The sequence below is a fragment of the Croceicoccus sp. BE223 genome, assembly GCF_031457155.1.
Classification (GTDB): domain Bacteria; phylum Pseudomonadota; class Alphaproteobacteria; order Sphingomonadales; family Sphingomonadaceae; genus Croceicoccus.
In genome coordinates this window covers 233,131-255,215 of sequence record NZ_JAVDWB010000006.1, presented here as the reverse complement: position 1 = coordinate 255,215, position 22,085 = coordinate 233,131, and the positions used below count along the sequence as shown (strand labels likewise).

The 22,085-nt window shown below is 66.3% G+C and carries 34 protein-coding genes; 30 read left to right on the top strand and 4 right to left on the bottom strand.

The window, feature by feature from the left end; all coding sequences use genetic code 11:
* Positions 1-53 precede the first annotated feature (53 nt).
* From rpsJ to J2X37_RS13480, 30 genes are all read left to right on the top strand, one after another.
* Positions 54-365, top strand: a complete 312-nt coding sequence (gene rpsJ / locus J2X37_RS13625; RefSeq protein WP_047820271.1) for a 30S ribosomal protein S10 — start codon at positions 54-56, stop codon at positions 363-365.
* A gap of 188 nt (positions 366-553) precedes the next feature.
* Complete coding sequence (rplC, locus tag J2X37_RS13620) at positions 554-1,426, top strand: 50S ribosomal protein L3 (RefSeq protein WP_310022232.1); 873 nt, start codon at positions 554-556, stop codon at positions 1,424-1,426.
* Between the two features lie 3 nt (positions 1,427-1,429).
* Positions 1,430-2,053: a 50S ribosomal protein L4 gene (rplD, locus tag J2X37_RS13615; protein WP_310022230.1), complete on the top strand. Its 624-nt coding sequence runs from the start codon at positions 1,430-1,432 to the stop codon at positions 2,051-2,053.
* On the top strand, positions 2,046-2,366 hold the full coding sequence (locus tag J2X37_RS13610; protein WP_310022228.1) for a 50S ribosomal protein L23: 321 nt from the start codon (positions 2,046-2,048) through the stop codon (positions 2,364-2,366). The genes rplD and J2X37_RS13610 overlap by 8 nt, the downstream gene beginning before the upstream one ends.
* A gap of 12 nt (positions 2,367-2,378) precedes the next feature.
* Positions 2,379-3,215: a 50S ribosomal protein L2 gene (rplB, locus tag J2X37_RS13605; RefSeq protein ID WP_310022226.1), complete on the top strand. Its 837-nt coding sequence runs from the start codon at positions 2,379-2,381 to the stop codon at positions 3,213-3,215.
* A 6-nt stretch (positions 3,216-3,221) separates the two neighbouring features.
* Positions 3,222-3,497: a 30S ribosomal protein S19 gene (rpsS, locus tag J2X37_RS13600; protein ID WP_310022225.1), complete on the top strand. Its 276-nt coding sequence runs from the start codon at positions 3,222-3,224 to the stop codon at positions 3,495-3,497.
* A complete protein-coding gene (gene rplV / locus J2X37_RS13595; RefSeq protein ID WP_310022222.1) occupies positions 3,497-3,886 on the top strand; it encodes a 50S ribosomal protein L22 in 390 nt (129 codons plus the stop codon). The genes rpsS and rplV overlap by 1 nt, the downstream gene beginning before the upstream one ends.
* Positions 3,887-3,889: 3 nt before the next feature.
* Positions 3,890-4,585, top strand: a complete 696-nt coding sequence (gene rpsC / locus J2X37_RS13590) for a 30S ribosomal protein S3 (RefSeq protein WP_310022218.1) — start codon at positions 3,890-3,892, stop codon at positions 4,583-4,585.
* A 21-nt stretch (positions 4,586-4,606) separates the two neighbouring features.
* On the top strand, positions 4,607-5,041 hold the full coding sequence (rplP, locus tag J2X37_RS13585) for a 50S ribosomal protein L16 (protein WP_310022214.1): 435 nt from the start codon (positions 4,607-4,609) through the stop codon (positions 5,039-5,041).
* The gene (rpmC, locus tag J2X37_RS13580) at positions 5,041-5,244 is read left to right on the top strand and encodes a 50S ribosomal protein L29 (RefSeq protein WP_310022210.1); all 204 of its coding nucleotides are present in this window, start codon (positions 5,041-5,043) and stop codon (positions 5,242-5,244) included. Before rplP ends, rpmC begins: the two co-directional genes overlap by 1 nt.
* Before the next feature lie 10 nt (positions 5,245-5,254).
* Positions 5,255-5,545 carry a 30S ribosomal protein S17 gene (rpsQ, locus tag J2X37_RS13575; RefSeq protein WP_310022206.1) on the top strand — a complete coding sequence of 97 codons (291 nt, stop codon included), beginning with the start codon at positions 5,255-5,257 and terminating at the stop codon, positions 5,543-5,545.
* Between the two features lie 74 nt (positions 5,546-5,619).
* Positions 5,620-5,988 carry a 50S ribosomal protein L14 gene (rplN, locus tag J2X37_RS13570; RefSeq protein ID WP_310022203.1) on the top strand — a complete coding sequence of 123 codons (369 nt, stop codon included), beginning with the start codon at positions 5,620-5,622 and terminating at the stop codon, positions 5,986-5,988.
* The gene (gene rplX / locus J2X37_RS13565) at positions 5,988-6,308 is read left to right on the top strand and encodes a 50S ribosomal protein L24 (RefSeq protein WP_310022201.1); all 321 of its coding nucleotides are present in this window, start codon (positions 5,988-5,990) and stop codon (positions 6,306-6,308) included. The genes rplN and rplX overlap by 1 nt, the downstream gene beginning before the upstream one ends.
* On the top strand, positions 6,301-6,885 hold the full coding sequence (gene rplE / locus J2X37_RS13560; RefSeq protein ID WP_310022198.1) for a 50S ribosomal protein L5: 585 nt from the start codon (positions 6,301-6,303) through the stop codon (positions 6,883-6,885). The genes rplX and rplE overlap by 8 nt, the downstream gene beginning before the upstream one ends.
* A gap of 26 nt (positions 6,886-6,911) precedes the next feature.
* Positions 6,912-7,217 carry a 30S ribosomal protein S14 gene (gene rpsN / locus J2X37_RS13555; RefSeq protein ID WP_310022195.1) on the top strand — a complete coding sequence of 102 codons (306 nt, stop codon included), beginning with the start codon at positions 6,912-6,914 and terminating at the stop codon, positions 7,215-7,217.
* Positions 7,218-7,228: 11 nt separating this feature from the next.
* Entirely contained in the window at positions 7,229-7,624 is a 396-nt protein-coding gene (gene rpsH, locus J2X37_RS13550) for a 30S ribosomal protein S8 (RefSeq protein WP_310022192.1), read from the top strand.
* Positions 7,624-8,157: a 50S ribosomal protein L6 gene (gene rplF, locus J2X37_RS13545; protein WP_310022189.1), complete on the top strand. Its 534-nt coding sequence runs from the start codon at positions 7,624-7,626 to the stop codon at positions 8,155-8,157. Before rpsH ends, rplF begins: the two co-directional genes overlap by 1 nt.
* A 1-nt stretch (position 8,158) precedes the next feature.
* Complete coding sequence (gene rplR, locus J2X37_RS13540) at positions 8,159-8,503, top strand: 50S ribosomal protein L18 (RefSeq protein WP_310022186.1); 345 nt, start codon at positions 8,159-8,161, stop codon at positions 8,501-8,503.
* A gap of 2 nt (positions 8,504-8,505) precedes the next feature.
* The gene (gene rpsE / locus J2X37_RS13535; RefSeq protein WP_404979625.1) at positions 8,506-9,297 is read left to right on the top strand and encodes a 30S ribosomal protein S5; all 792 of its coding nucleotides are present in this window, start codon (positions 8,506-8,508) and stop codon (positions 9,295-9,297) included.
* A 6-nt stretch (positions 9,298-9,303) separates the two neighbouring features.
* Positions 9,304-9,480, top strand: a complete 177-nt coding sequence (gene rpmD / locus J2X37_RS13530) for a 50S ribosomal protein L30 (RefSeq protein WP_310022184.1) — start codon at positions 9,304-9,306, stop codon at positions 9,478-9,480.
* A gap of 283 nt (positions 9,481-9,763) precedes the next feature.
* On the top strand, positions 9,764-10,249 hold the full coding sequence (rplO, locus tag J2X37_RS13525; RefSeq protein ID WP_310022181.1) for a 50S ribosomal protein L15: 486 nt from the start codon (positions 9,764-9,766) through the stop codon (positions 10,247-10,249).
* Positions 10,250-10,389: 140 nt separating this feature from the next.
* Positions 10,390-11,754 carry a preprotein translocase subunit SecY gene (gene secY / locus J2X37_RS13520; RefSeq protein ID WP_310022178.1) on the top strand — a complete coding sequence of 455 codons (1,365 nt, stop codon included), beginning with the start codon at positions 10,390-10,392 and terminating at the stop codon, positions 11,752-11,754.
* Between the two features lie 36 nt (positions 11,755-11,790).
* Positions 11,791-12,435 (top strand): adenylate kinase, encoded by a 645-nt coding sequence (locus J2X37_RS13515; RefSeq protein WP_310022175.1) that lies wholly within the window; start codon positions 11,791-11,793, stop codon positions 12,433-12,435.
* 101 nt (positions 12,436-12,536) lie between these two features.
* On the top strand, positions 12,537-13,133 hold the full coding sequence (locus J2X37_RS13510) for a hypothetical protein (protein ID WP_310022172.1): 597 nt from the start codon (positions 12,537-12,539) through the stop codon (positions 13,131-13,133).
* 340 nt (positions 13,134-13,473) lie between these two features.
* Positions 13,474-13,842 (top strand): 30S ribosomal protein S13, encoded by a 369-nt coding sequence (gene rpsM, locus J2X37_RS13505; RefSeq protein WP_310022169.1) that lies wholly within the window; start codon positions 13,474-13,476, stop codon positions 13,840-13,842.
* A gap of 56 nt (positions 13,843-13,898) precedes the next feature.
* A complete protein-coding gene (gene rpsK, locus J2X37_RS13500; RefSeq protein ID WP_047820301.1) occupies positions 13,899-14,288 on the top strand; it encodes a 30S ribosomal protein S11 in 390 nt (129 codons plus the stop codon).
* Positions 14,289-14,428: 140 nt separating this feature from the next.
* The gene (locus J2X37_RS13495) at positions 14,429-15,484 is read left to right on the top strand and encodes a DNA-directed RNA polymerase subunit alpha (RefSeq protein WP_310022162.1); all 1,056 of its coding nucleotides are present in this window, start codon (positions 14,429-14,431) and stop codon (positions 15,482-15,484) included.
* Between the two features lie 206 nt (positions 15,485-15,690).
* On the top strand, positions 15,691-16,113 hold the full coding sequence (gene rplQ / locus J2X37_RS13490; protein ID WP_310022160.1) for a 50S ribosomal protein L17: 423 nt from the start codon (positions 15,691-15,693) through the stop codon (positions 16,111-16,113).
* Between the two features lie 189 nt (positions 16,114-16,302).
* Entirely contained in the window at positions 16,303-16,881 is a 579-nt protein-coding gene (locus tag J2X37_RS13485; RefSeq protein WP_310022158.1) for a hypothetical protein, read from the top strand.
* A 179-nt stretch (positions 16,882-17,060) separates the two neighbouring features.
* The gene (locus J2X37_RS13480) at positions 17,061-17,987 is read left to right on the top strand and encodes a hypothetical protein (protein WP_310022156.1); all 927 of its coding nucleotides are present in this window, start codon (positions 17,061-17,063) and stop codon (positions 17,985-17,987) included.
* Between the two features lie 16 nt (positions 17,988-18,003).
* On the opposite strand, the gene J2X37_RS13475 is transcribed toward J2X37_RS13480, so the two are convergent.
* From J2X37_RS13475 to odhB, 4 genes are read right to left on the bottom strand one after another with little or no spacing between them, the layout of a single operon-like run.
* Positions 18,004-18,651, bottom strand: coding sequence for a trimeric intracellular cation channel family protein (locus J2X37_RS13475; RefSeq protein WP_310022154.1), 648 nt, complete (start codon positions 18,649-18,651; stop codon positions 18,004-18,006).
* Positions 18,648-19,484, bottom strand: coding sequence for a PepSY domain-containing protein (locus J2X37_RS13470; protein WP_310022287.1), 837 nt, complete (start codon positions 19,482-19,484; stop codon positions 18,648-18,650). The genes J2X37_RS13475 and J2X37_RS13470 overlap by 4 nt, the downstream gene beginning before the upstream one ends.
* Positions 19,426-20,829 (bottom strand): dihydrolipoyl dehydrogenase, encoded by a 1,404-nt coding sequence (gene lpdA, locus J2X37_RS13465; RefSeq protein ID WP_310022152.1) that lies wholly within the window; start codon positions 20,827-20,829, stop codon positions 19,426-19,428. The genes J2X37_RS13470 and lpdA overlap by 59 nt, the downstream gene beginning before the upstream one ends.
* 26 nt (positions 20,830-20,855) lie before the next feature.
* Positions 20,856-22,076 carry a 2-oxoglutarate dehydrogenase complex dihydrolipoyllysine-residue succinyltransferase gene (gene odhB / locus J2X37_RS13460; protein WP_310022150.1) on the bottom strand — a complete coding sequence of 407 codons (1,221 nt, stop codon included), beginning with the start codon at positions 22,074-22,076 and terminating at the stop codon, positions 20,856-20,858.
* Positions 22,077-22,085 lie beyond the last annotated feature (9 nt).

Genomic DNA, 22,085 nt, shown 5'->3' with positions numbered 1-22,085 from the left:
TTGGGGAAGGGCCGCGGCCTTTCCTTTTTGGCTCTTTCGCATCGGTATTGGACATGGAAGCTCAGAACATCCGCATTCGCCTCAAGGCGTTTGACCACCGCGTGCTCGACCAGGCGACTGGCGAGATCGCAGAAACCGCCCGCCGCACGGGCGCGCTGATCCGGGGCCCCATTCCGCTGCCGACGCGTATCGAGAAGTTCACCGTGAACCGCGGTCCGCACATCGACAAGAAGTCGCGCGAGCAGTTCGAGGTGCGTACCTACAAGCGGCTGCTCGACATCGTGCAGCCCAACGCCGCCACCGTGGACGCGCTGATGAAGCTCGACCTCGCCGCCGGCGTGAACGTGGAGATCAAGCTGGCCTGATCGGCCGGTCTTAGGTCTTCGCTTCGAAGACTTAGGGATACCGCCGGAATTCTTCCGGGCTGCGTCCCCCGTCTTGCTCTTTCCCGCAAGGGGAGGGGCATTATCAGCCCGGACGGGGCGACGCATGAAATCTGGGCTGACACGCACCACGGGATGGGCCCGCGGTGCCTCTGTTAGGAGAACGGATCATGCGCACTGGCGTGATCGCTAAAAAGGTCGGGATGACCCGCCTGTTCCAGGAGGATGGACGTCACGTTCCCGTGACCGTCCTGGCCCTGGAAGACTGCCAGGTCGTTTCGCATCGCACGATGGACCGCGACGGCTATGTCGCCGTCCAGCTCGGTGCAGGCGAAGCGAAGCTGAAGAACGTCGCCAAGCCGCAGCGCGAGCATTTCGCCAAGGCCGAAGTGACCCCCAAGATGAAGGTTGCCGAATTCCGCCTCGAAGGCGAAGACGGCCTGCCGCCGGTCGGTTCGACGATCAGCGCCGAGCACTTCATCGCCGGCCAGAAGGTCGACATCACCGGCCACACGCAGGGCAAGGGCTTTGCCGGCGCCATGAAGCGCTGGGGTTTCGGGGGCATGCGCGCCACGCACGGCGTGTCGATCAGTCACCGTGCCCACGGTTCGACCGGTAACCGCCAGGATCCGGGCCGCGTCTTCAAGAACAAGAAGATGGCCGGCCACATGGGCGACCGCCAGCGCACGCAGCAGAACCTCGAGATCGTGCGCACCGACGCCGACCGCGGGCTGCTCTTCGTCAAGGGCTCTGTCCCGGGTGCGAAGAACTCGTGGCTCGTCGTCACCGACGCCGTGAAGCTGCCGCTTCCCGAGGGCCTGCCGTTCCCGGCCGCGCTGCTCGAGAAGAAGAGCTCGCAGCCCGAGCACGTCGAGGCGCCCGCCGGCATGGTCGAGGCCGCTGCCGAGCATGAAGTGCACGACGAGGTTTCCGTCGAGCAGCAGGAAGAACTGCTGAAGACGCAGGAAGCCGGCGCCGATGCCGACACCGCAACCGAAACGCCCGAAGCCGACGCCGGCTCGGACGCGAACAAGGAGGGCTGATCCGTGAAGGTGAAGGTCCAGAAACTCGACGGCAAGGCGTCGGGCGACATCGAGCTGAACGACGACGTCTTCGGCATCGAACCGCGTGCGGACATCCTGCACCGCGTCGTCACCTGGCAGCTGTGGAACCGTCGCGCCACGGCCCGCCCGACGCGCGAGCGTTCGGACGTGGCCCGCACCGGCAAGAAGTGGGGTCGCCAGAAGGGCGGCGGCACGGCTCGCCACGGTGACCGCGCTGCGCCCGTCTTCATCGGCGGCGGCAAGGCCCACGGTGCCCGCAAGCGCGATTTCGACATCTCGCTCAACAAGAAGGTCCGTGCACTCGGTCTGAAGATGGCGCTGTCGAGCAAGGCGAAGGACGGCCTCGTCGTCGTCGACTCGCTCGAACTCGCCGAAGCCAAGACCAAGGCGCTGAAGGCCCAGTTCGCGAAGCTCGGCTTTGCGGGCAAGGTTCTGGTGATCGACGGCGAGAGCGTCAACGACGGCTTCCGCAAGGCCGCGGGCAACCTGCCGGGCGTGAACGTCCTGCCGGTCGTGGGTGCGAACGTCTACGACATCCTGAAGCACGACACGCTGATCCTGACCAAGGACGCGGTCGCCAAGCTGGAGGCCCGTTTCAATGGCTAAGGCCCAGAAAAAGGCCGGGGAAATCGACGTGCGTCACTACGACGTGATCGTCGCCCCGCACATCACCGAGAAGACCACGCTCCTCTCGGAACACAACGCCGTCGTCTTCAAGGTGGCCGACACCGCGACCAAGCCGCAGATCAAGGAGGCCGTCGAGGCCCTGTTCGACGTCAAGGTTACCGGCGTGAACACCATGGTCCAGAAGGGCAAGACGAAGCGCTGGAAGGGCAAGCCCTACAAGCGCACCGACGTGAAGAAGGCGATCGTGACGCTGGCCGAAGGCCAGTCCATCGACGTCACCAGCGGTATCTGAGGCTAGGACATCATGGCACTCAAGAACTACAAACCGACTTCGCCGGCCCGTCGCGGCCTGGTGCTGGTCGACAAGTCGAGCCTGTGGAAGGGCAAGCCCGTCAAGGCGCTGACCGAAGGCAAGCGCAAGACCGGTGGTCGCAACAACAAGGGCCACGTGACCTCGCGCGGCATCGGCGGCGGCCACAAGCAGAAGTACCGCTACATCGACTTCAAGCGTCGCAAGTGGGACGTGCCCGGCACCGTCGAGCGGCTCGAATACGATCCGAACCGCACGGCGTTCATCGCCCTTGTCAAGTACGAGGACGGCGAGCAGGCCTACATCATCGCGCCGCAGCGCCTCGCCGTCGGTGACGTCGTCGTCGCCTCGGAAAAGGCGGACACGAAGCCGGGCAACGCGATGCTGCTGAGCCAGATGCCGGTCGGCACGATCGCCCACAACCTGGAGATGAAGCCGGGCAAGGGCGCGCAGATCGCGCGTTCGGCCGGCACGTACGCCCAGATCGTCGGTCGTGACCGCGGCCTGGTGATCGTGCGTCTCTCCTCGGGCGAGCAGCGCTATCTGCGCGGCGACTGCATGGGCACCGTCGGCGCCGTGTCGAACCCCGACAACAGCAACCAGACGCTGGCCAAGGCCGGTCGTCGTCGCTGGATGGGCGTGAAGCCGCTGACCCGCGGTGTCGCGAAGAACCCGGTCGACCACCCGCACGGCGGTGGTGAAGGCCGCACCTCGGGTGGCCGTCATCCGGTTACTCCGTGGGGCAAGCCGACCAAGGGCGCTCGCACCCGTCACAACAAGTCGACGGACAAGATGATCATTCGTTCGCGTCACGCGAAGAAGAAGAGGTAAGCGGTAATGGCTCGTTCGCTCCGCAAGGGTCCTTTCGTGGACCTCCACCTGCTGAAGAAGGCCGAGACCGCCCAGGATTCGGGCGGCCGTGCGCCGATCAAGACCTGGTCGCGCCGTTCGACGATTCTTCCGCAGTTCGTTGGCCTGACGATCAACGTCTACAACGGCCAGAAGCACATCCCCGTGTCCGTCAACGAGGACATGGTCGGCCACAAGCTTGGCGAGTTCGCGCCCACGCGCAACTTCCCGGGTCACGCCGCTGACAAGAAGGGCAAGCGCTGATGAGCAAGCAGTCAGCTCCGCGCCGCGTCGCCGAGAACGAAGCGCTGGCAGTCGGGACCACGATCCGTGGCTCGGCCCAGAAGCTGAACCTCGTCGCCGGCCTCATCCGCGGCAAGAAGGCCGAGGAAGCGATGAACATCCTCGCCTTCTCGAAGCGCGCCATGGCCCAGGACGCCCGCAAGGTCCTGGCCTCGGCGATCGCCAATGCCGAAAACAACCACAACCTGGACGTCGATGCGCTCGTCGTGGCGGAAGCCTCGGTCGGCAAGTCGATCACCATGAAGCGGTTCCACACGCGCGGTCGTGGCAAGTCCACCCGCATCCTGAAGCCGTTCAGCCGCCTGCGCATCGTGGTGCGCGAGACCGCTGACGAAGACGGGGAGGCCTGATCCATGGGTCATAAATCCAATCCGATCGGCCTGCGCCTGCAGATCAACCGCACCTGGGACAGCCGCTGGTACGCCGAAGGGCGCGACTATGCCGGCCTGCTCAAGGAAGACATCGAGATCCGCAAGTTCATCGTCGATACGCTGCCCCAGGCGGCGATCTCGAAGGTGGTGATCGAGCGTCCGGCCAAGCTGTGCCGCATCTCGATCTACGCGGCCCGTCCCGGTGTCATCATCGGCAAGAAGGGCGCGGACATCGAGAAGCTGCGCTCGAAGCTGGCCAAGATGACCGCCAGCGAAGTGAAGCTGAACATTGTCGAGATCCGCAAGCCGGAAATCGACGCCAAGCTCGTCGCCCAGGGCATCGCCGACCAGCTCGTCCGCCGCGTGGCGTTCCGCCGTGCGATGAAGCGTGCCGTGCAGTCGGCCCTTCGTCTCGGCGCAGAAGGCATCAAGATCACCTGCGGCGGCCGTCTCGGCGGCGCCGAGATCGCCCGCGTCGAATGGTACCGCGAAGGCCGCGTGCCGCTTCACACCCTGCGTGCCAACGTCGACTATGCCGAAGCCGAAGCGCTGACCGCGTACGGCATCATCGGCATCAAGTGCTGGATCTTCAAGGGCGAGATTCTCGGCCACGATCCGCTGGCGCAGGACCGTCTCATGATGGAGGCCCAGACCTCCGGCGTGCGACCGGCGCGCTGATAGGGACTTAAGGTAAGAGCAATGCTGCAACCGAAGAAAACCAAGTTCCGCAAGGCGTTCAAGGGCAAGCTCCATGGCGACGCCAAGGGCGGCACCACGCTCAACTTCGGGTCGTACGGCCTGAAGGCGCTGGAACCCGAGCGCGTCACCGCGCGCCAGATCGAGGCCGCGCGTCGTGCGATCACTCGCCACATCCGCCGTCAGGGCCGCCTGTGGATCCGCGTGTTCCCCGATCTTCCGGTGTCGAAGAAGCCGGCCGAAGTCCGTCAGGGCAAGGGCAAGGGTTCGATCGAATACTGGGCTGCCCGCGTGAAGCCGGGTCGCATCCTGTTCGAGCTGGACGGCGTTCCCGGCCCGCTCGCGGCCGAGGCGTTCAGCCGCGCCGCGATGAAGCTGCCGATCAAGACCAAGGTCGTCGCCCGCCTCGGCGACTCCTCGCACCTGGGAGGCGAATGATGGCCAACGTGACCGAAGACCTGCGCGCCAAGAGCGACGACCAGCTGACCGCTGATCTGACCGATCTCAAGCGCGAGCAGTTCAACCTGCGCTTCCAGGCCGCGACCAACCAGATCGAGCGTCCCGCTCGTATCCGGGAAGTCCGCCGCCAGATCGCGCGCATCAAGACGCTGCAGGGCGAACGCGCCCGCGTGGCGAAGTAAGGAAGAGACCATGCCCAAGCGTATCCTGATCGGGACCGTGGTTTCCGACAAGACCGACAAGACCGTGGTGGTCAAGGTCGAACGCAAGGTGAAGCACCCGCTCTACGGGAAGATCATCCGCCGCTCGAAGAAGTACCACGCCCACGACGCGGACAACACCTATCGCACCGGCGAAAAGGTCCGCATCGAGGAGGTCGCGCCGATCTCGAAGCTGAAGACGTGGAAGGTCCTCGACCGCATCGGCGGCGAAGCCGAGACCGCGATCGAAGCCGATCTCGACGTCGCGGCCGCCAACGGCTGATCGAACAAGTTTTGGAACTACCGGGCCGAGCTTCGGCAAGGTCCCGGCAAGCCGAGTAGGAAGGAACCGGATCGATGATCCAGATGCAATCCAACCTTGACGTGGCTGACAACAGCGGCGCCAAGCGCGTCCAGTGCATCAAGGTGCTGGGCGGATCGAAGCGGCGCACCGCCAGCGTCGGCGACGTGATCGTCGTCTCCGTCAAGGAGGCGCAGCCGCGCGCCAAGGTCAAGAAGGGCGACGTTCACCGCGCGGTGATCGTGCGCACCAAGAAGGACGTGCGCCGTCCCGACGGCAGCGTCATTCGCTTCGACAGCAACGCCGCGGTCCTCGTCAACAAGAACGAGGAGCCGATCGGAACCCGTATCTTCGGCCCCGTTGTCCGCGAACTGCGCGGCAAGGGCTTCATGAAGATCATCTCGCTTGCTCCGGAGGTGCTGTGATGGCCGGCGCGAAGATCAAGAAGGGTGACAGCGTCGTCGTGCTGTCGGGCAAGGACAAGGGCAAGACCGGCAAGGTCGCCCAGGTCATGCCGAAGGCCGGCAAGGTCGTGGTCGAGGGCGTCAACGTCGCCACCCGCCACCGCAAGCCCACCCAGGTGAACCCGCAGGGCGGCATCGACCGCAATCCTGCGCCGATGGCGATCAGCAAGGTCGCTGTCGCCGATCCCAAGGACGGCAAGCCCACCCGCGTTCGCTTCGAGGAGCGTGACGGCAAGAAGGTGCGCGTCGCCGTCAAGTCCGGGGAGACGATCGATGGCTGATAGCTACACCCCGCGCCTGCGCGCCAAGTACGATGCGGAAATCGCCAAGGCGATGACCGAGAAGTTTGGCTATAAGAACCAGATGGAAGTCCCCAAGCTGACCAAGATCACGCTCAACATGGGCGTGGGCGAGGCGAGCCAGGACAAGAAGAAGGTCCAGACCGCCGCGGCGGAAATGGAGCTGATCGCCGGCCAGAAGCCCGTGATCACCAAGGCGAAGAAGTCGATCGCGCAGTTCAAGCTGCGCGAAGGCATGCCGATCGGCTGCAAGGTCACCCTGCGCCGCGAACGCATGTACGAATTCCTCGATCGTCTGGTCACGATCGCGATGCCCCGCATCCGCGACTTCCGTGGCCTGAACCCCAAGTCGTTCGACGGCCGTGGCAACTACGCCATGGGCCTGAAGGAGCAGATCATCTTCCCGGAGATCAGCTACGACAAGATCGAGAAGGTGCGTGGCATGGACATCATTGTCACCACCACTGCCAAGACCGACGAGGAAGCGCGCGAACTGCTGCGTCTTTTCGGTTTCCCGTTCCCCGCCGAAGAAGGTGCGGAACAGAAGGAAGCGGCGTGAGCCGCTGAGGAAGAGAGCTTAAGTCCATGGCGAAACTGAGTTCCGTGAACAAGAACGAGCGTCGCAAGAAGCTCGTCAAGAAGTACGCTTCGCAGTACGCGAAGCTGAAGGCGATTGCCGACGACGAGTCTGTCGACGATTCCGAGCGCTGGGTCGCGCGTCTCAAGCTGGCCGAGATTCCCCGCAACGGGAATCCGACCCGCGTGCGCAACCGCTGCAACACCACCGGCCGCCCGCGCGGTTACTACCGCAAGTTCGGCCTTTGCCGCATCGAACTCCGCGATCTTGCCAACAAGGGCATGATTCCGGGCGTGACGAAGTCGAGCTGGTGAGGATCTGAAAGATGGCATTGACTGATCCCCTGGGTGACATGCTCACCCGCATCCGCAACGGCCAGCGCGCGAAGAAGGACTCGGTCCTCTCGCCCGCGTCGAAGCTGCGTGCGAACGTGCTCGAAGTGCTCCAGCGCGAAGGCTACATCCGTGGCTACAGCGAGGACGCCACCGGGAAGCACCCGGCGCTGCGCATCGAGCTGAAGTATTTCGAGGGCGAACCCGCGATCAAGCACGTCGCCCGTGTCTCGAAGCCCGGCCGCCGCGTCTACTCGGGTTCCAAGGAACTGCCGAGCATCCGCAACGGTCTTGGCATCACCATCGTCTCGACGCCGCGTGGCGTGCTTTCGGATGCCGAAGCGCGCGCCCAGAACGTCGGCGGCGAAGTGCTGGCGGAGGTGTTCTGATGAGCCGCATCGGCAAAAGGCCGGTCGCGATCCCGAGTGGCGTGACCGCGCAGATCGAGGGCAACGAGCTTTCGGTGAAGGGGCCCAAGGGCACCCTCGCCATGGGCCTGTCGGACCTCGTCACTTACAACGTCGAGGATGGCGCGATCGCGGTGACCCCCGCGAACGACACCAAGGCGGCGCGCAGCCATTGGGGCATGCAGCGCACGCTGGTCTCGAACCTCGTCGAGGGCGTGACCCAGGGCTATACCAAGGTCCTGGAAATCACCGGCGTCGGCTATCGTGCGAACGCGCAGGGCAAGCGGCTCAAGCTGCAGCTCGGCTACTCGCACGACGTCGATCTCGAAGTGCCCGAGGGCCTCGAGGTGAAGACCCCCGACCAGACCACCGTGGAGATCTCGGGCATCGACAAGCAGGCCGTAGGCCAGTTTGCCGCCGAGGTCCGTCGCTGGCGCAAGCCCGAACCCTACAAGGGCAAGGGCATCAAGTACCGCGGCGAGTATATCTTCCGCAAGGAAGGGAAGAAGAAGTAAGATGGCCAAGCTATCCCTTTTCGAACGCCGCCGTCGCCGCGTCCGCACCACTCTCCGCGCCCGCTCGGGCGGCAAGCCCCGCCTGTCGGTGCACCGCACCGGCAAGCACATCTACGCGCAGGTCATCGATGACGCCTCGGGCAAGACCGTGGCCGCGGCGAGCACACTGGGGTCGAAGACCTCGGGCGCCAACATCGATGCCGCTTCGCAGGTCGGCAAGGACATCGCCGCTGCTGCCAAGAAGGCCGGCGTGACCACCGTCGTGTTCGATCGCGGCGGCTTCCTGTTCCATGGCCGCGTCAAGGCGCTGGCCGACGCCGCCCGCGAAGGCGGGCTGGAGTTCTGATCATGGCTGACGAAAACAACAACGCGACCCCGGAACAGACCGTGGCGGACAACGCCGGCAGCACGCCGACCCCCACCACGGCCACCACCGAGGCCTTCGACAACCAGTCGACCGCCGGCGGCGATCCGTCGCAGCCGCGCGAAGCCCGTGACGGTGGCCGTGGCCGCCGTGGCGGCGGTGATCGTGGTGGCGAGCGGGGTGGCCGTGGCCGCCGCGACCGTCGCGACGACCGTCGCGGCAACCGTGACGAGGACCAGGGCGAAGAGCTGATCGAGAAGCTCGTCCACATCAACCGCGTGTCCAAGACGGTGAAGGGCGGCAAGCGCTTCGGTTTCGCCGCGCTGGTCGTGGTGGGTGACGGCAAGGGCCGCGTTGGCTTCGGCCACGGCAAGGCCCGCGAGGTTCCCGAGGCGATCAACAAGGCGACCGCCGCCGCGAAGAAGAAGATGGTCCGCGTTCCGCTCAAGGACGGCCGTACCCTGCACCATGATGGCCGCGGCCGTTTCGGCGCCGGCAAGGTCAATGTCCGCTCGGCACCGGCCGGTACCGGCATCATCGCCGGCGGCCCGATGCGCGCCGTCTTCGAATCGCTGGGCGTGGCCGACGTGGTGACCAAGTCGGTCGGCACCTCGAACCCCTACAACATGATCCGCGCCACCTTCGACGCGCTGACCGACCAGACTTCGCCGAAGTCGGTCGCCCAGCGTCGTGGCAAGAAGGTCGTCGACCTTCTCGGCCGTGGCGGCGCGAGCGAGGCGGAGGCCGAAGCCGACGCCGCCGCTCTGGTGGAGTAAGCGAACATGGCTACCATCAAGCTGAAGCAGATCGGTTCGCCGATCCGTCGTCCGGAGAGCCAGAGGAAGATCCTCATCGGCCTCGGCCTCAACAAGATGCACCGCGTCGTCGAGCTGCAGGACACCCCCGAGGTGCGTGGCGCGATCGCCAAGCTGCCGCACCTGGTCCAGGTCGTCGACTGACACCTGCGTCCGGTGTGACCAACGACTGGGCCCCGGCGGCAACGCCGGGGCCTTCGTCTTTGGGCAAGGCGCGCCCCCGTGGCCGCCCTTTGCCATCGAAGTCCGCCGTTTCGCTCGTCAGTTCGGGGGCGTAGCGCGAACGCGGCAAGGCCCGCCCCGGGCCGCCATCCGCAGGAAGGCCGGACGGCAGGGGGTGACAACGGCGCCGCGCCCGGCTAAGGCGCGCGCTTCCCGGGCCGATTCCGGCTCATCAACGCGAAGAAAAGCGAAAGCGAGTGTTGCTATGAAACTGACTGATATCCGTGACAACGAAGGTGCCCGTCATCGCCGCATGCGCGTCGGCCGTGGCATCGGTTCGGGCAAAGGCAAGACCTCGGGCCGCGGCCAGAAGGGCGCCAAGGCGCGTTCGGGCGTTTCGATCGCCGGATTCGAAGGCGGCCAGATGCCGCTGCACATGCGCCTTCCCAAGCGCGGCTTCAACAACCCGTTCGGCAAGGACTATGCGCAGGTCAACCTGGGCATGATCCAGAAGTTCATCGACGCCGGCAAGCTCGACGCCTCGGCCCTCATCGACCACGACGCGCTGCAGGCCGCCGGTCTCGCCCGTGGCGGCAAGGACGGCGTCCGGCTGCTGGGCAAGGGCGAACTGACCACCAAGGCGAGCTTCAAGGTTGCCGGCGCGTCGAAGGGCGCGCGCGAGCAGGTCGAGAAGCTCGGCGGCAAGGTCGAGACGACCGCGCCGGCCAAGGCCGAAAAGGCCGACGCCTGATTTCGAGGGAGTTGCCGGGCGGGGGTGTTTGCATCTCCGCCCGCGCCCTATATGGGCTGTTTCCGACGGCGGGCCGCTGGCCATAGGCAAGCTCTGGCGCCCAGACCTGCCCTGAACCTCTAAGGCACAGATTCACCGACATGGCATCACGCGCCGACAACATCGCGAGCAACCTCTCCCTGGCCAATTTCGGCAAGGCGACCGAGCTCAAGCAGCGCATCTGGTTCACGCTGGGTGCCCTCATCGTGTTCCGCTTCCTCAGCTTTGTGCCGCTTCCCGGCGTGAACCCGCTGATCCTGCAGGACCTCTACGCGCAGACGCGCGGCGGCGTGCTCGACCTGTTCAACACCTTCTCGGGCGGCAGCCTCGAGCGCATGAGTCTCATCGCGCTCGGCATCATGCCGTACATCACCGCCTCCATCGTCGTGCAGCTGGCCGCCGCGCTCCACCCGGCGCTCGCCGCGATGAAGAAGGAAGGCGAGAGCGGCCGCAAGAAGCTCAACCAGTACACCCGCTACGGCACTGTCGGCCTGACCGCGGTGCAGGGCTATTTCCTCGCGGTCGGCCTTGAGAGCTTCGCGGCGTCCAGCGGGCTTCAGGCGGTCGTCGCGCCGGGCCTGATGTTCCGCGTCGGCGCGGTCGTCAGCCTTGTCGGCGGCACCATGTTCCTGCTGTGGCTGGGCGAGCAGATTACCTCGCGCGGGATCGGCAACGGCACGTCGCTGATCATCATGGCGGGCATCATCGCCCAGTTCCCGACGATCACTGCGCAGCTGTTCGAAGGCGGTCGCTCGGGTTCGATCTCGCCGTTCCTGATCATCGCGCTGTTCGTCGTGATCATCGGCCTCATCCTCTTCATCTGCTTCATGGAGCGGGCGCAGCGCCGGCTGCTGATCCAATATCCCAAGCGGGCGAGCCAGCGCGGCATGATGCAGGCGGATCGTTCGCACCTGCCGCTCAAGCTCAACACCGCCGGCGTCATCCCGCCGATCTTCGCCTCCTCGCTGCTGCTGCTTCCGCTGACCATCACGCAGTTCGCTCAGAGCTCGATCTCGCCCGACAGCACGGCGGGTGCGGTCCTGGTCACGCTGAACCAGTACCTGCAGCACGGCCAGCCGATCTACCTGACGCTCTATGCTATCGGCATCGTCTTCTTCGCGTTCTTCTACACCGCGGTGGTCTTCAACCCCGAGGAAACGTCGGAGAACCTGAAGCGCAACGGGGGCTTTATTCCCGGCATCCGCCCGGGCAAGCGCACCGCCGACTATCTTGACCATGTGCTGACCCGCATCACCGTGATCGGTGCCGGCTACCTGGCGCTGGTCTGCGTTCTGCCGGAATACGTCATCGGCCAGACCGGCCTGCCGTTCTTTCTCGGCGGCACTAGCCTGCTGATCGTCGTCAACGTGACCGTCGACACGATCGCCCAGATTCAGAGCCACCTGCTGGCGCACCAGTACGGCGATCTCATCAAAAAGGCGAAGTTGAAAGGTCGCCTGCGCTGATCTAGGCCCGAGAGGCAACAGGGAGAGTCTTTTTCCGTGAACATCATCCTCCTCGGGCCTCCGGGCGCCGGCAAGGGCACCCAGGCGCAGCGTCTCGTCGACAGGTACGGCATGCGCCAGCTCTCGACCGGCGACATGCTCCGCGCTGCGGTCAAGGCGCAGACACCGGTCGGCGTCCAGGCGAAATCGGTGATGGACGCGGGCGGCCTCGTGTCCGACGAGATCGTCTCGGCGCTGATCGGCGACGAACTGGCGGCGATGGGCGATGACGTCGGTGCCATCTTCGACGGCTATCCCCGGACCGAGGCGCAGGCTCACAGCCTCGACGCGATCCTGAAGGAGCACGGCCGCACGCTCGACCACGTGATCGAACTGGACGTGGACGAAGACGCGCTGGTCGAGCGCATCACCGGGCGGTTTACCTGCGCGTCCTGCGGCAAGGGTTATCACGACACGTTCGAGCAGCCGCGCCAGGTCGGCGTCTGCGACCGTTGCGGCGGAACGGAGTTCAAACGCCGCCCCGACGACAACGAGCAGACCGTCCGCACCCGTATGGCCGAGTATCGCGCCAAGACCGCGCCGATCCTGCCGGTCTACGAAGCGCGCGACATCGTCAGCCGGGTCGACGGCATGGCCGATATCGACGAGGTGACGGCGGCCATCGGCCGGATCCTCGACTGATTCGAGCGCGCAGGCCCATCCGGTCCGCGCAACAGCGGCAGGATGGGCATCGGTGAATCGGCGTGCTAGCCTCCCGGCGTGACAGGGGGAGGGCCCGGACCATGAAGCGCCTCGCATTTGCCGCCGCCACCGCTGCGGCTCTGATTGCCAGGCCCGCACTCGCCGAGATCAAGCCGGTCGGCACCGAGGGATTCGTGGTCAGCCACGAAGCGGTCGTTCCGGTGGCTCCGGACCAGGCCTGGGACAGGCTCGTCAAGCCCGCCCTGTGGTGGAGCGGCGAGCATACCTTTTCCGGAAATCCGGCAAACCTGTCGCTGATCGCTTCCGCGGACGGCTGCTTCTGCGAAGCGCTCCCCGTCGGCCCCGCGCGGACGCGGCCCGGCAGCGTGCGGCACATGACCGTGATCTTCGCCGATCCCGGCCAGGTCCTGCGCCTGACCGGTGCGCTCGGCCCGCTGCAGGGCGAGCCGGTCAACGCGGTCATGACCGTCACGCTCAAGGGCGAGGGGACGGGGACGCGGATCGCGCTCGAGTATGTCGTGGGTGGGAGCCTGCGTTTCGCGCGCGAGCAGAGCGGTCCCGCGGTTGACAAGGTTCTCGGCGAGCAGCTGGCGCGGCTTGCCGCCTCGTTCCCGGCGGCGGCGCCTGGGGGCGACCTTGGCAGCGACTTCCTCAGCGGGGTCGGGGCGCGGCCCTGACCATGGCCCCGGACCGGGCGGTCCACCCGGCCGGACGGTCCTGCCAACCGATTTCCGATGAGACTTTTGACGCGGATGCGACGGTGCGCTATCCAGGGCCTGTCGCGGCGCGATCCTGCCGCCGCGGGAAGGGGATACCTTCCCGTTGACTTGGCGCGCGAATCACCGTAAGCGCGCCCTTCGCTCGTCATAAATCGGGTCAGTCCGGCCGGTCCGTGCGTCGTCACGGTCCATCCGGGCCTTTTGCCGTTTCAGGCCCCGATCCGGTTCATGCACGGGCAGCAACAGCGTTGAGATAGGGGCCGGCACGACGTCGCCCCTGTGGAGCATGGAGAACTAAGTGGCTCGTATTGCCGGGGTCAACATCCCCACCAACAAGCGCGTGATCATCGCGCTCACCTATATCCACGGTATCGGCCCCAAGTCGGCCAAGGACATCGCCGCCAAGCTGGGCATCGACGCATCGCGCCGGGTCCAGGACCTGTCCGACGCCGAGGTGCTGCAGATCCGCGAGGCGATCGACGCCCAATACATCGTCGAGGGTGACCTTCGTCGCGAGACCGCGATGAACATCAAGCGCCTGATGGACCTGGCCTGCTATCGCGGCCTGCGTCACCGCAAGGGCCTGCCGGTTCGCGGTCAGCGCACGCACACCAACGCCCGCACCCGCAAGGGCAAGGCGAAGCCGATCGCCGGCAAGAAGAAGTAAGCCGCGCCTTTCCGGCCGCAGGCTGACCCTTCCTTCAGGATACAGGAAACACAATCATGGCACGCGAACCCCAGCGCATCCGGCGCCGCGAACGCAAGAACATCTCGAGCGGCGTCGCGCACGTCAACGCCAGCTTCAACAACACGATGATCACCATCACCGACGCCCAGGGCAATGCGATCAGCTGGTCCAGCGCCGGCATGATGGGCTTCAAGGGCAGCCGCAAGTCGACCCCCTACGCGGCGCAGGTCGCGGCGGACGACGCCGGCAAGAAGGCCGCCGAACACGGCGTCCGCACCCTCGAGGTCGAAGTCAAGGGACCGGGTTCGGGCCGCGAAAGCGCGCTGCGGGCGTTGCAGGCGGTGGGCTTCACCATCACCTCGATCCGCGACGTGACCCCCATCCCGCACAACGGCGTCCGCCCTTCGAAGCGTCGCCGCGTCTGATCCCTTCTGGCGAGGGGCGGGCCGACGGATCCACGGCCCGCCCGCCGCACACGCCGAACGGGAACAGACATCTGGGGCAAGTTCGCTGTCCCTCGCAGCGTCCGCTCCAACCAAGAACCGACAAACCCTAGGGGAAGTCCATGTCCGTCAATATCAAGAACTGGCAGGAACTGAAGAAGCCCAACAGCCTTGAGATCAAGCCGCAGGGCGATGCCAAGCTGCGCGCGACTTTCGTTGCCGAGCCGCTGGAGCGTGGCTTCGGCCTGACGCTGGGCAATGCTCTGCGCCGCGTGCTGCTTTCCAGCCTGCAGGGCGCCGCGATCACGTCGATCAAGATCGACAACGTCCTGCACGAGTTCTCGTCCCTCGCCGGCGTGCGCGAGGACATCACCGACATCGTCCTCAACATCAAGCAGGTCGCGCTGAAGATGGAAGGCGAGGGCATGAAGCGCCTGCAGCTTTCCGCCACCGGTCCGGCCGAAGTCACCGCCGGCGACATCCAGGTCTCGGGCGACATTGAGGTGATGAACAAGAGCCTCGTGATCTGCCACCTGGACGAGGGCGCGACGCTCAACATGGAGCTGACCTGCGACACCGGCAAGGGCTACGTCCCGGCCGTGCAGAACCGCATGCCCGACGCGCCGATCGGTCTGATCCCGGTCGACTCGCTCTATTCGCCGGTTCGCCAGGTCTCGTACAAGGTCGAGAACGCCCGCGTCGGCCAGGAGCTGGACTACGACAAGCTGTCGCTGACGGTCGAGACCGACGGCACCGTCACGCCGGAAGACGCGGTGGCCTACGCCGCCCGCATCCTGCAGGACCAGCTCGCGCTGTTCGTCCACTTCGAGGAAGGCATTCCGCAGGGCGTCCCGCAGACCGCGGGTGTCGCCGTCGCTCCGGAAGAGAGCGATGCCAACCAGCTCAACCGCTACCTCCTCAAGAAGGTGGACGAGCTGGAGCTGTCGGTCCGTTCGGCCAACTGCCTCAAGAACGACAACATCATCTACATCGGCGACCTGGTCCAGAAGACCGAGGCCGAGATGCTCCGCACGCCGAACTTCGGCCGCAAGTCGCTCAACGAGATCAAGGAAGTCCTTTCCTCGATGGGCCTGCGCCTCGGCATGGACATCCCCGGCTGGCCGCCGGAAAACATCGAGGAAATGGCCAAGAAGCTTGAGCAGGAGCTTCTCGGCTGACAGCCGAGACGCGGTCGCGCCGACCCAACGATCGGTTGGCGAAGGACAGCGACCTGCTCGGCCGGCGAGCCGGAGGCTTGTTCGACGTCACGGGATCCACTCCCGTGACGTGCCAGGCCGCACGATTACGGTGAAGGTGCCGACCGCAAACGGGCACCAGCACTGGGCTACCTAGAACGGGCCCTTTACGAACGAAGGAAGAGACAATGCGTCACAAGATGGGTGGGCGTAAGCTCCAGCGTAAGACCGGCCACCGCAAGGCCCTCCTGCGCAACATGGCCGCGGCCCTGATCAAGCACGAGCAGATCAAGACCACGACCCCCAAGGCCCGCGAACTGCGTCCCTACATCGAGAAGCTGATCACGCTGGCCAAGCGCGGCGGCCTTTCGAACCGTCGCCTCGCGCAGTCAAAGCTGCTCGACGATGCGCAGCTGGCCAAGCTGTTCGACGTCCTGGCCGAGCGTTATGCCGGTCGCGAAGGCGGCTACACCCGCATCATCAAGGCCGGCATCCGTGCTTCGGACGCCGCGCCGATCGCAATCATCGAACTGGTCGACCGCGACGTCTCGGCCAAGGGCCAGGACTCCGGCCCGGTGATGAACGATGAAGAGGAATACGAAGCCGCCTGATCGGGCCCGTTTCGAACCTGACAAGGGCGTCGGTCGTGTCACGACCGGCGCCCTTTTCGTTGGGATATTCAGAAAACAGGTAGATTTCCTGAACGATGGCTGTCGCACGGATTCAGGATCGCATCAGCGTCGAATCGCTATCCAGAGCTTGTCCGGGCCGAAACCCGTTCTGAGCAAAGGATCGCACCGATGAACACTCTTTCCAAAACCCTTGTCGGCGCTACTGCCGCCGGCGCGATGGCCCTGGCCTCCGCCACCCCCGCTTTCGCCCGCGACCGCTATGACCACGACCGGATCGACGCCGGTGACGTGATCGCCGGCGCGCTGATCATCGGCGGCATCGCCGCCATCGCCAGCGCCGCCAGCAAGGATCGCGACGGTCGTTATTACGATGACCGCTACGGCGACCGCCATGACCGTGACGATCGCGATTACCGCGACGGCCGCTACTACAACGGCGGCGGTGCCCGCCGTGCGGTCGAACAGTGTGTCGCCGCTGCCGAACGCGACGTGCGCCGCTCCGGCTTCCGCGACGGCGACGTCACCGACATCCGCAAGGTCGATCGCCGCAACGGCGGCTATCGCATCAGCGGCCGGATCGCGGTCGACACCGGCTGGCGGGGCGGTCGCTACGGCAATGGCTGGGATCGCGACTATCGGGGCTGGAACAGCCGCATGAGCGGTTGGGACAGCGGCAAGTTCACCTGCGATGTCCGTTACGGCCAGGTTCGCGATCTCGACTTCCAGGGCATTCGCGGCATGCGCTGAGCGCATTTCTCCTGATGACGCGAATGACCTAGAACGGGCCCGGCGAGATCCCCCACTCGCCGGGCCTTTTTCATGCCTGTGTCAATTGTCGCACAGGCGGTTCAGGATCACGAAACCCGACTCGGGATAAGCTCCACGGCGCCAGGCGTCCGTCGACGCATCTGGGAGGGATCGCCAACATGTCCATTCGCATTCGCAAGTCCGCCGGGATCGCCGCCATCCTGGCCTCCGCCACGCTCGCCCTGCCGGCCCAGGCCGCACAGACCCATGCCCCTGTCGCCGGCGCCGTCGGACACTGGAGCGCCGCCGACGAGACCGCCCATGGCTGGCGCAGCCGCGGGGGCTGGGGCGGCTATTACGGAGGGCGCTGGGGCGGTCACGGCCACGTTAACGGCGGCGACGTGCTGGCCGGAATCCTCATCGTCGGCGGTGCGCTGGCGGTGGTGAAGGCGATCGAGAATTCGAACGACCGTCGCTATCGCGCCAGTTATCCCGACCGCGACTACCGCGACCGGGACTATCGCTATCGCGATCGCGATGCGCGCTATCCGGATTACCGCGACGATGGTCGTGATTACCGGGGGTCCCGCGACAGCCGGTATGACGGCGACCCGCGCCGCGGCATTGACGGCGCGATCGAGGATTGCGTCAGCGAAGTGCAGCGGGACAGCCGCGTCGCCACGGTCGACACGGCCGAGCGGAACGAGGACGGCTGGCGCGTCGCCGGCGATCTTGCGCGCGGCGGCCGCTATTCGTGCAAGTTCGGCAACGACGAGCGGGTGCGCGACATCGACATCGACATGGGCAGGTCCTCCTCGCGCGACGAGCCGGTGTACGAGGCGCGCCGCGAGGACGACCGCGCTTACGAGGTTCGCCGTGACGATGCGGGGCGCGACAGCCAGTACGACGAAGGGTACTACGCCAGCGCCCGCGAGCGGATGGGCGATCAGGCTCCCGACATGCGCAGCGCCGAGGCGCCGCCGGTCGACGCGCCGGACATGGCCGCACCTGCCGAGGATGGCGACCGCAGCTGGCAGCGCGGCGAGGCGGACGACCGCTACGACACCGCCGCGGTCTCTGGCGACTACGCGCTCGCCCGCAAGTAAGGGCGTCGCGCCTGTTTCAGGGTTCTTCCCGCCTGCGTCCGTCGGCAAGCCGGGCGTAGGCGGGAAGCTCGATCTTCCAGACGATCGCCGCGCCGCGCAGGGCGAAACCCGCCACCGTCGCCATGACCCATGCCACGGTCGCGGGGAGGCCGCCCAGCGTGGCCATTGCATAGAGCGTGGCCGATAGCGCCGCTGCGGTCACATAGAGCTCGGGCCGCATCAGGATCGACGGCACGCCGGCCAGCACGTCGCGGATGATGCCGCCGACACACCCCGTCACCACCCCCAGCACGATCGCCGGAACGGGCGCGACGCCCAGCGCCAGCGCCTTTGCCGTGCCGAGCGCGGAAAAAGCCGCAAGGCCCACCGCGTCGGCCCATTCGAGCAGGCCTGCGGGCCAGATTCGCTCCGGCGTGAACCACGCGAGCAAGGCGACGGCAAAGACCGCCGGGGCGACCCAGGGCGAGGCCAGCCAGAAGGCCGGCACCCCGATCAGCGCGTCGCGCACCGAACCGCCGCCGACGCCGGTGACCAGCGCAAAGAAGGCGAGCGTCACGAAGCTCTGCCGCATGCGAGCCGCGGCCAGCGCGCCCGAAAGCGCGAACACGGCGGTGCCCGCGACATCGAGCAGCGGCGGCAGGGCGGGAAGCGCGGCGGAGGTCATGCCGGATCGGTCGGCACGGCATCGGGCGCCGGCTTGCGCCGGTTGCGGAACAGGAGGACGCTGCCGATCACCGCCATCAGCAACGCCAGCGCGGCAAAGCCGACGAGCAGCGGGTGGTGCGTGTTCTTACGGCCTTCGAGGTCCATGATGTGCAGGCCCCACATCAGGTCGTGCAGCCGCCACCAGCCCGTCCGGATCGCCTCGATCTCGCCGCTCTCGCGCCCGATGTAGACGCGCGTGCCGTCACTCAGGACGACTTGCCAGACAGGGATCGCGCGCCGCAGGTCGGCGGGCGGATGGTCGGCGTCGAAGGCGGTGATCGAGGCGATGTCGTCGCCGCCCTTGATTTCCATCGCCGCGATGGTGCGCGCGGCGGCGAGGTCGATTTCCGGTACCGGCTGGCCCGATCGGGCGAAGTAGCGTTCGACCTTGCCGTCGGCATAGATCGCGCTGGTCACCGGGGAATTGCCCTGCATCCGGGTGCGCAGCTCGACCGGGCGGTCCTCTCCGTCGATCAGCTGGGCGGCGAGCCATCCGGCCGGGATGGGGCGGGGCTGGGTGTTGCGGCGATAGTCCTCGCCGCGCACGTCCTTGATCGGGCGGGCGACCATGACGAGGCCGCTGACCGTCCAGATCAGCAGCGGCACCGCGATCAGCCAGCCGAGCCAGATGTGAAGTTTCGCCAGAACCCGCATGAAAAACCCTCCGTCCGCGCATGTCGCGCAGACGAAGGGTTTCCTGTCAATTCGGTTGACCCCGATCTGTGGATGCCGATCAGATGTGGATGGGCAGGCCGCGTACCGCCATCGCCGCTTCCTTGATCGCTTCCGAATGGGTCGGGTGCGCGTGGCAGGTGTAGGCGATGTCTTCGCTCGTCGCGCCGAATTCCATGGCCTGCGCGATCTGTGCGATCATCGTGCCGGCCAAGCTGGCGACGACCCAGGCGCCCAGCACGCGGTCGGTCTCGGCATCGGCGATGATCTTGACGAAGCCTTCGGTGTCGCGGTTGGTCTTGGCGCGGCTGTTCGCCATCATCGGGAAATTGCCGACCTTGACGGTATGGCCCGCTTCCTTCGCGGCTTCCTCGGTCAGGCCGACGCCGGCGATTTCCGGCATCGTGTAAACGACGCTGGGGATCACGGCATGGTTCACGATGCCGGTCTCGCCCGCAATGTTTTCGGCCACGGCGATGCCCTCGTCCTCGGCCTTGTGCGCCAGCATCGGGCCGGGGATGACGTCGCCGACGGCCCAGACGCTGTCGATCTTGGTGCGGAACTCGTGGTCGGTCTCGATCTGGCCGCGCTGGTTGGTGGCAAGGCCGATGGCGTCGAGATTGAGCCCTTCGGTGTTGGGACGCCGCCCGATGGCGACGAGGACGCAGTCGGCCTCGATCGTCTCGGCCTCTCCGCCCGCCGCCGGTTCGAGGGTGAGCGTCGCCTTGCCGCCATCGACGCTGGCGCCGGTCACCTTGGTCGAGAGTTTGAGCTCCATGCCCTGCTTCTTGAAGATCTTGGCCGCTTCCTTGCGTACGGTGCCGTCCATGCCGGGCAGCAGCTGGTCGAGGAATTCGACGACCGTGACTTGCGCCCCGAGCCGCCGCCAGACCGAGCCCAGTTCCAGCCCGATCACGCCGCCGCCGATGACGACCATCTTTTGCGGCACCCGGTCCAGCGCCAGCGCGCCCGTCGAATCGACGATGACGCCGCCGTCGTTATCGACCGTGACGCCCGGCAGCGGAGTGACCGACGAGCCGGTGGCGATGACCACGTTCTTCGCGGTGTGCTGCGAGTCGCCCACCTGCACGGTGTGCTTGTCGATGAAGGCGCCCATGCCTTTCAGCCAGGTGACCTTGTTCTTCTTGAACAGGAAGGCGATGCCGCCGGTCAGTTCCTTGACCGCGGTGGCCTTTTCGCCCTGCATCGCGACAAGGTCGAGCTCGGGCGCGGGGATCTTCACGCCGAACTTGGCGAGCGTGCCGTCGTTCGCTTCCTCGAACAGTTCCGATCCGTGGAGCAGCGCCTTCGACGGGATGCAGCCGACGTTGAGGCAGGTCCCGCCCAGCGTGTCGCGGCTTTCCACGCAGGCGGTCTTGAGGCCGAGCTGCGCCGCGCGGATGGCCGCGACGTATCCGCCGGGGCCCGAGCCGATGACGATCACGTCGAAGTCGAATTCAGCCATTGTCTTGTCTCGCTTCTGTCCGGTGCTCAGAGATCGATCAGGAGCCGGGTCGGATCCTCGATCGCGTCCTTGATGATCTTCAGCGCGGTCACCGCCTCGCGCCCGTCGATGATACGGTGGTCGTAGGACAGCGCGATGTACATCATCGGGCGGATCACGATCTCGCCGTTGACGACGACCGGGCGGTCCTCGATCCGGTGCAGGCCGAGCACGGCGCTCTGCGGGGGGTTGATGATCGGGGTCGACATCAGCGAGCCGAACACGCCGCCGTTGGAGATGGTGAACGTGCCGCCCTTCATGTCCTCCATCGTCAGCGTGCCGTCCTTGGCGCGCTTGCCGAAGTCGGCGATGTCCTTCTCGATCTGCGCGAAGCCCTTCTTGTCGGCATCGCGCACGACCGGCACGACGAGGCCGTTGGGGGCCGAGACCGCCACCGAGATGTCGACGAAATCGTGGTAGAGGATCTCGTCGCCCTCGATCTGGGCGTTGACGCTCGGCACGTCCTTCAGCGCCAGGCACGATGCCTTGGCGAAGAAGCCCATGAAGCCGAGGCGCACGTCGTGCTTCTTGGCGAACAGGTCCTTGTACTTGTCGCGCGCCTCCATGACCGCGGTCATGTCGACGTCGTTGAAGGTGGTGAGCAGCGCGGCGGTGTCCTGCGCGCTCTTCAGCCGCTTGGCGATCGTCTGGCGCAGGCGGGTCATCTTCACCCGTTCCACATTGCGGCCCGCACCGGCGGGCGCGGCGACCGGGGCAGGGGCCGGGGCAGCGGCGGCAGGCGCGCCGCTCTTCTTTGCCTCGGCCGCGGCCAGCACGTCTTCCTTGGTCAGGCGGCCGTCCTTGCCGGTGCCCTTGACCGTGGTCGGGTCGATGCCGTGTTCCAGCACCGCGCGGCGCACCGCGGGCGACAGCACGACCGCGTCGTCGTCTGTCGCTTCGGGCACGGTCTGCGAGGGAACGGACGCGGTTTCGTCCTTGCGCGGGGTCACCTGCTGGTCGCCGGCACCGGCGTCGTCGGTGATCGTGGCGATGACCGCGCCCACGGTGACGGTGTCGCCGGCGGCGGCGAGCTGTTCGCCCATCACGCCCGAAGTCGGCGCACCGACGTCGATCGCGACCTTGTCGGTCTCGAGGCTGCAGATGGGCTCGTCCTGCTTCACCGCCTCACCGGGCTTCTTCAGCCATTCGCCGACGGTGGCTTCGGTGATCGATTCGCCGAGAACGGGGACCTTGACTTCGGTGCTCATCGCTTGGTG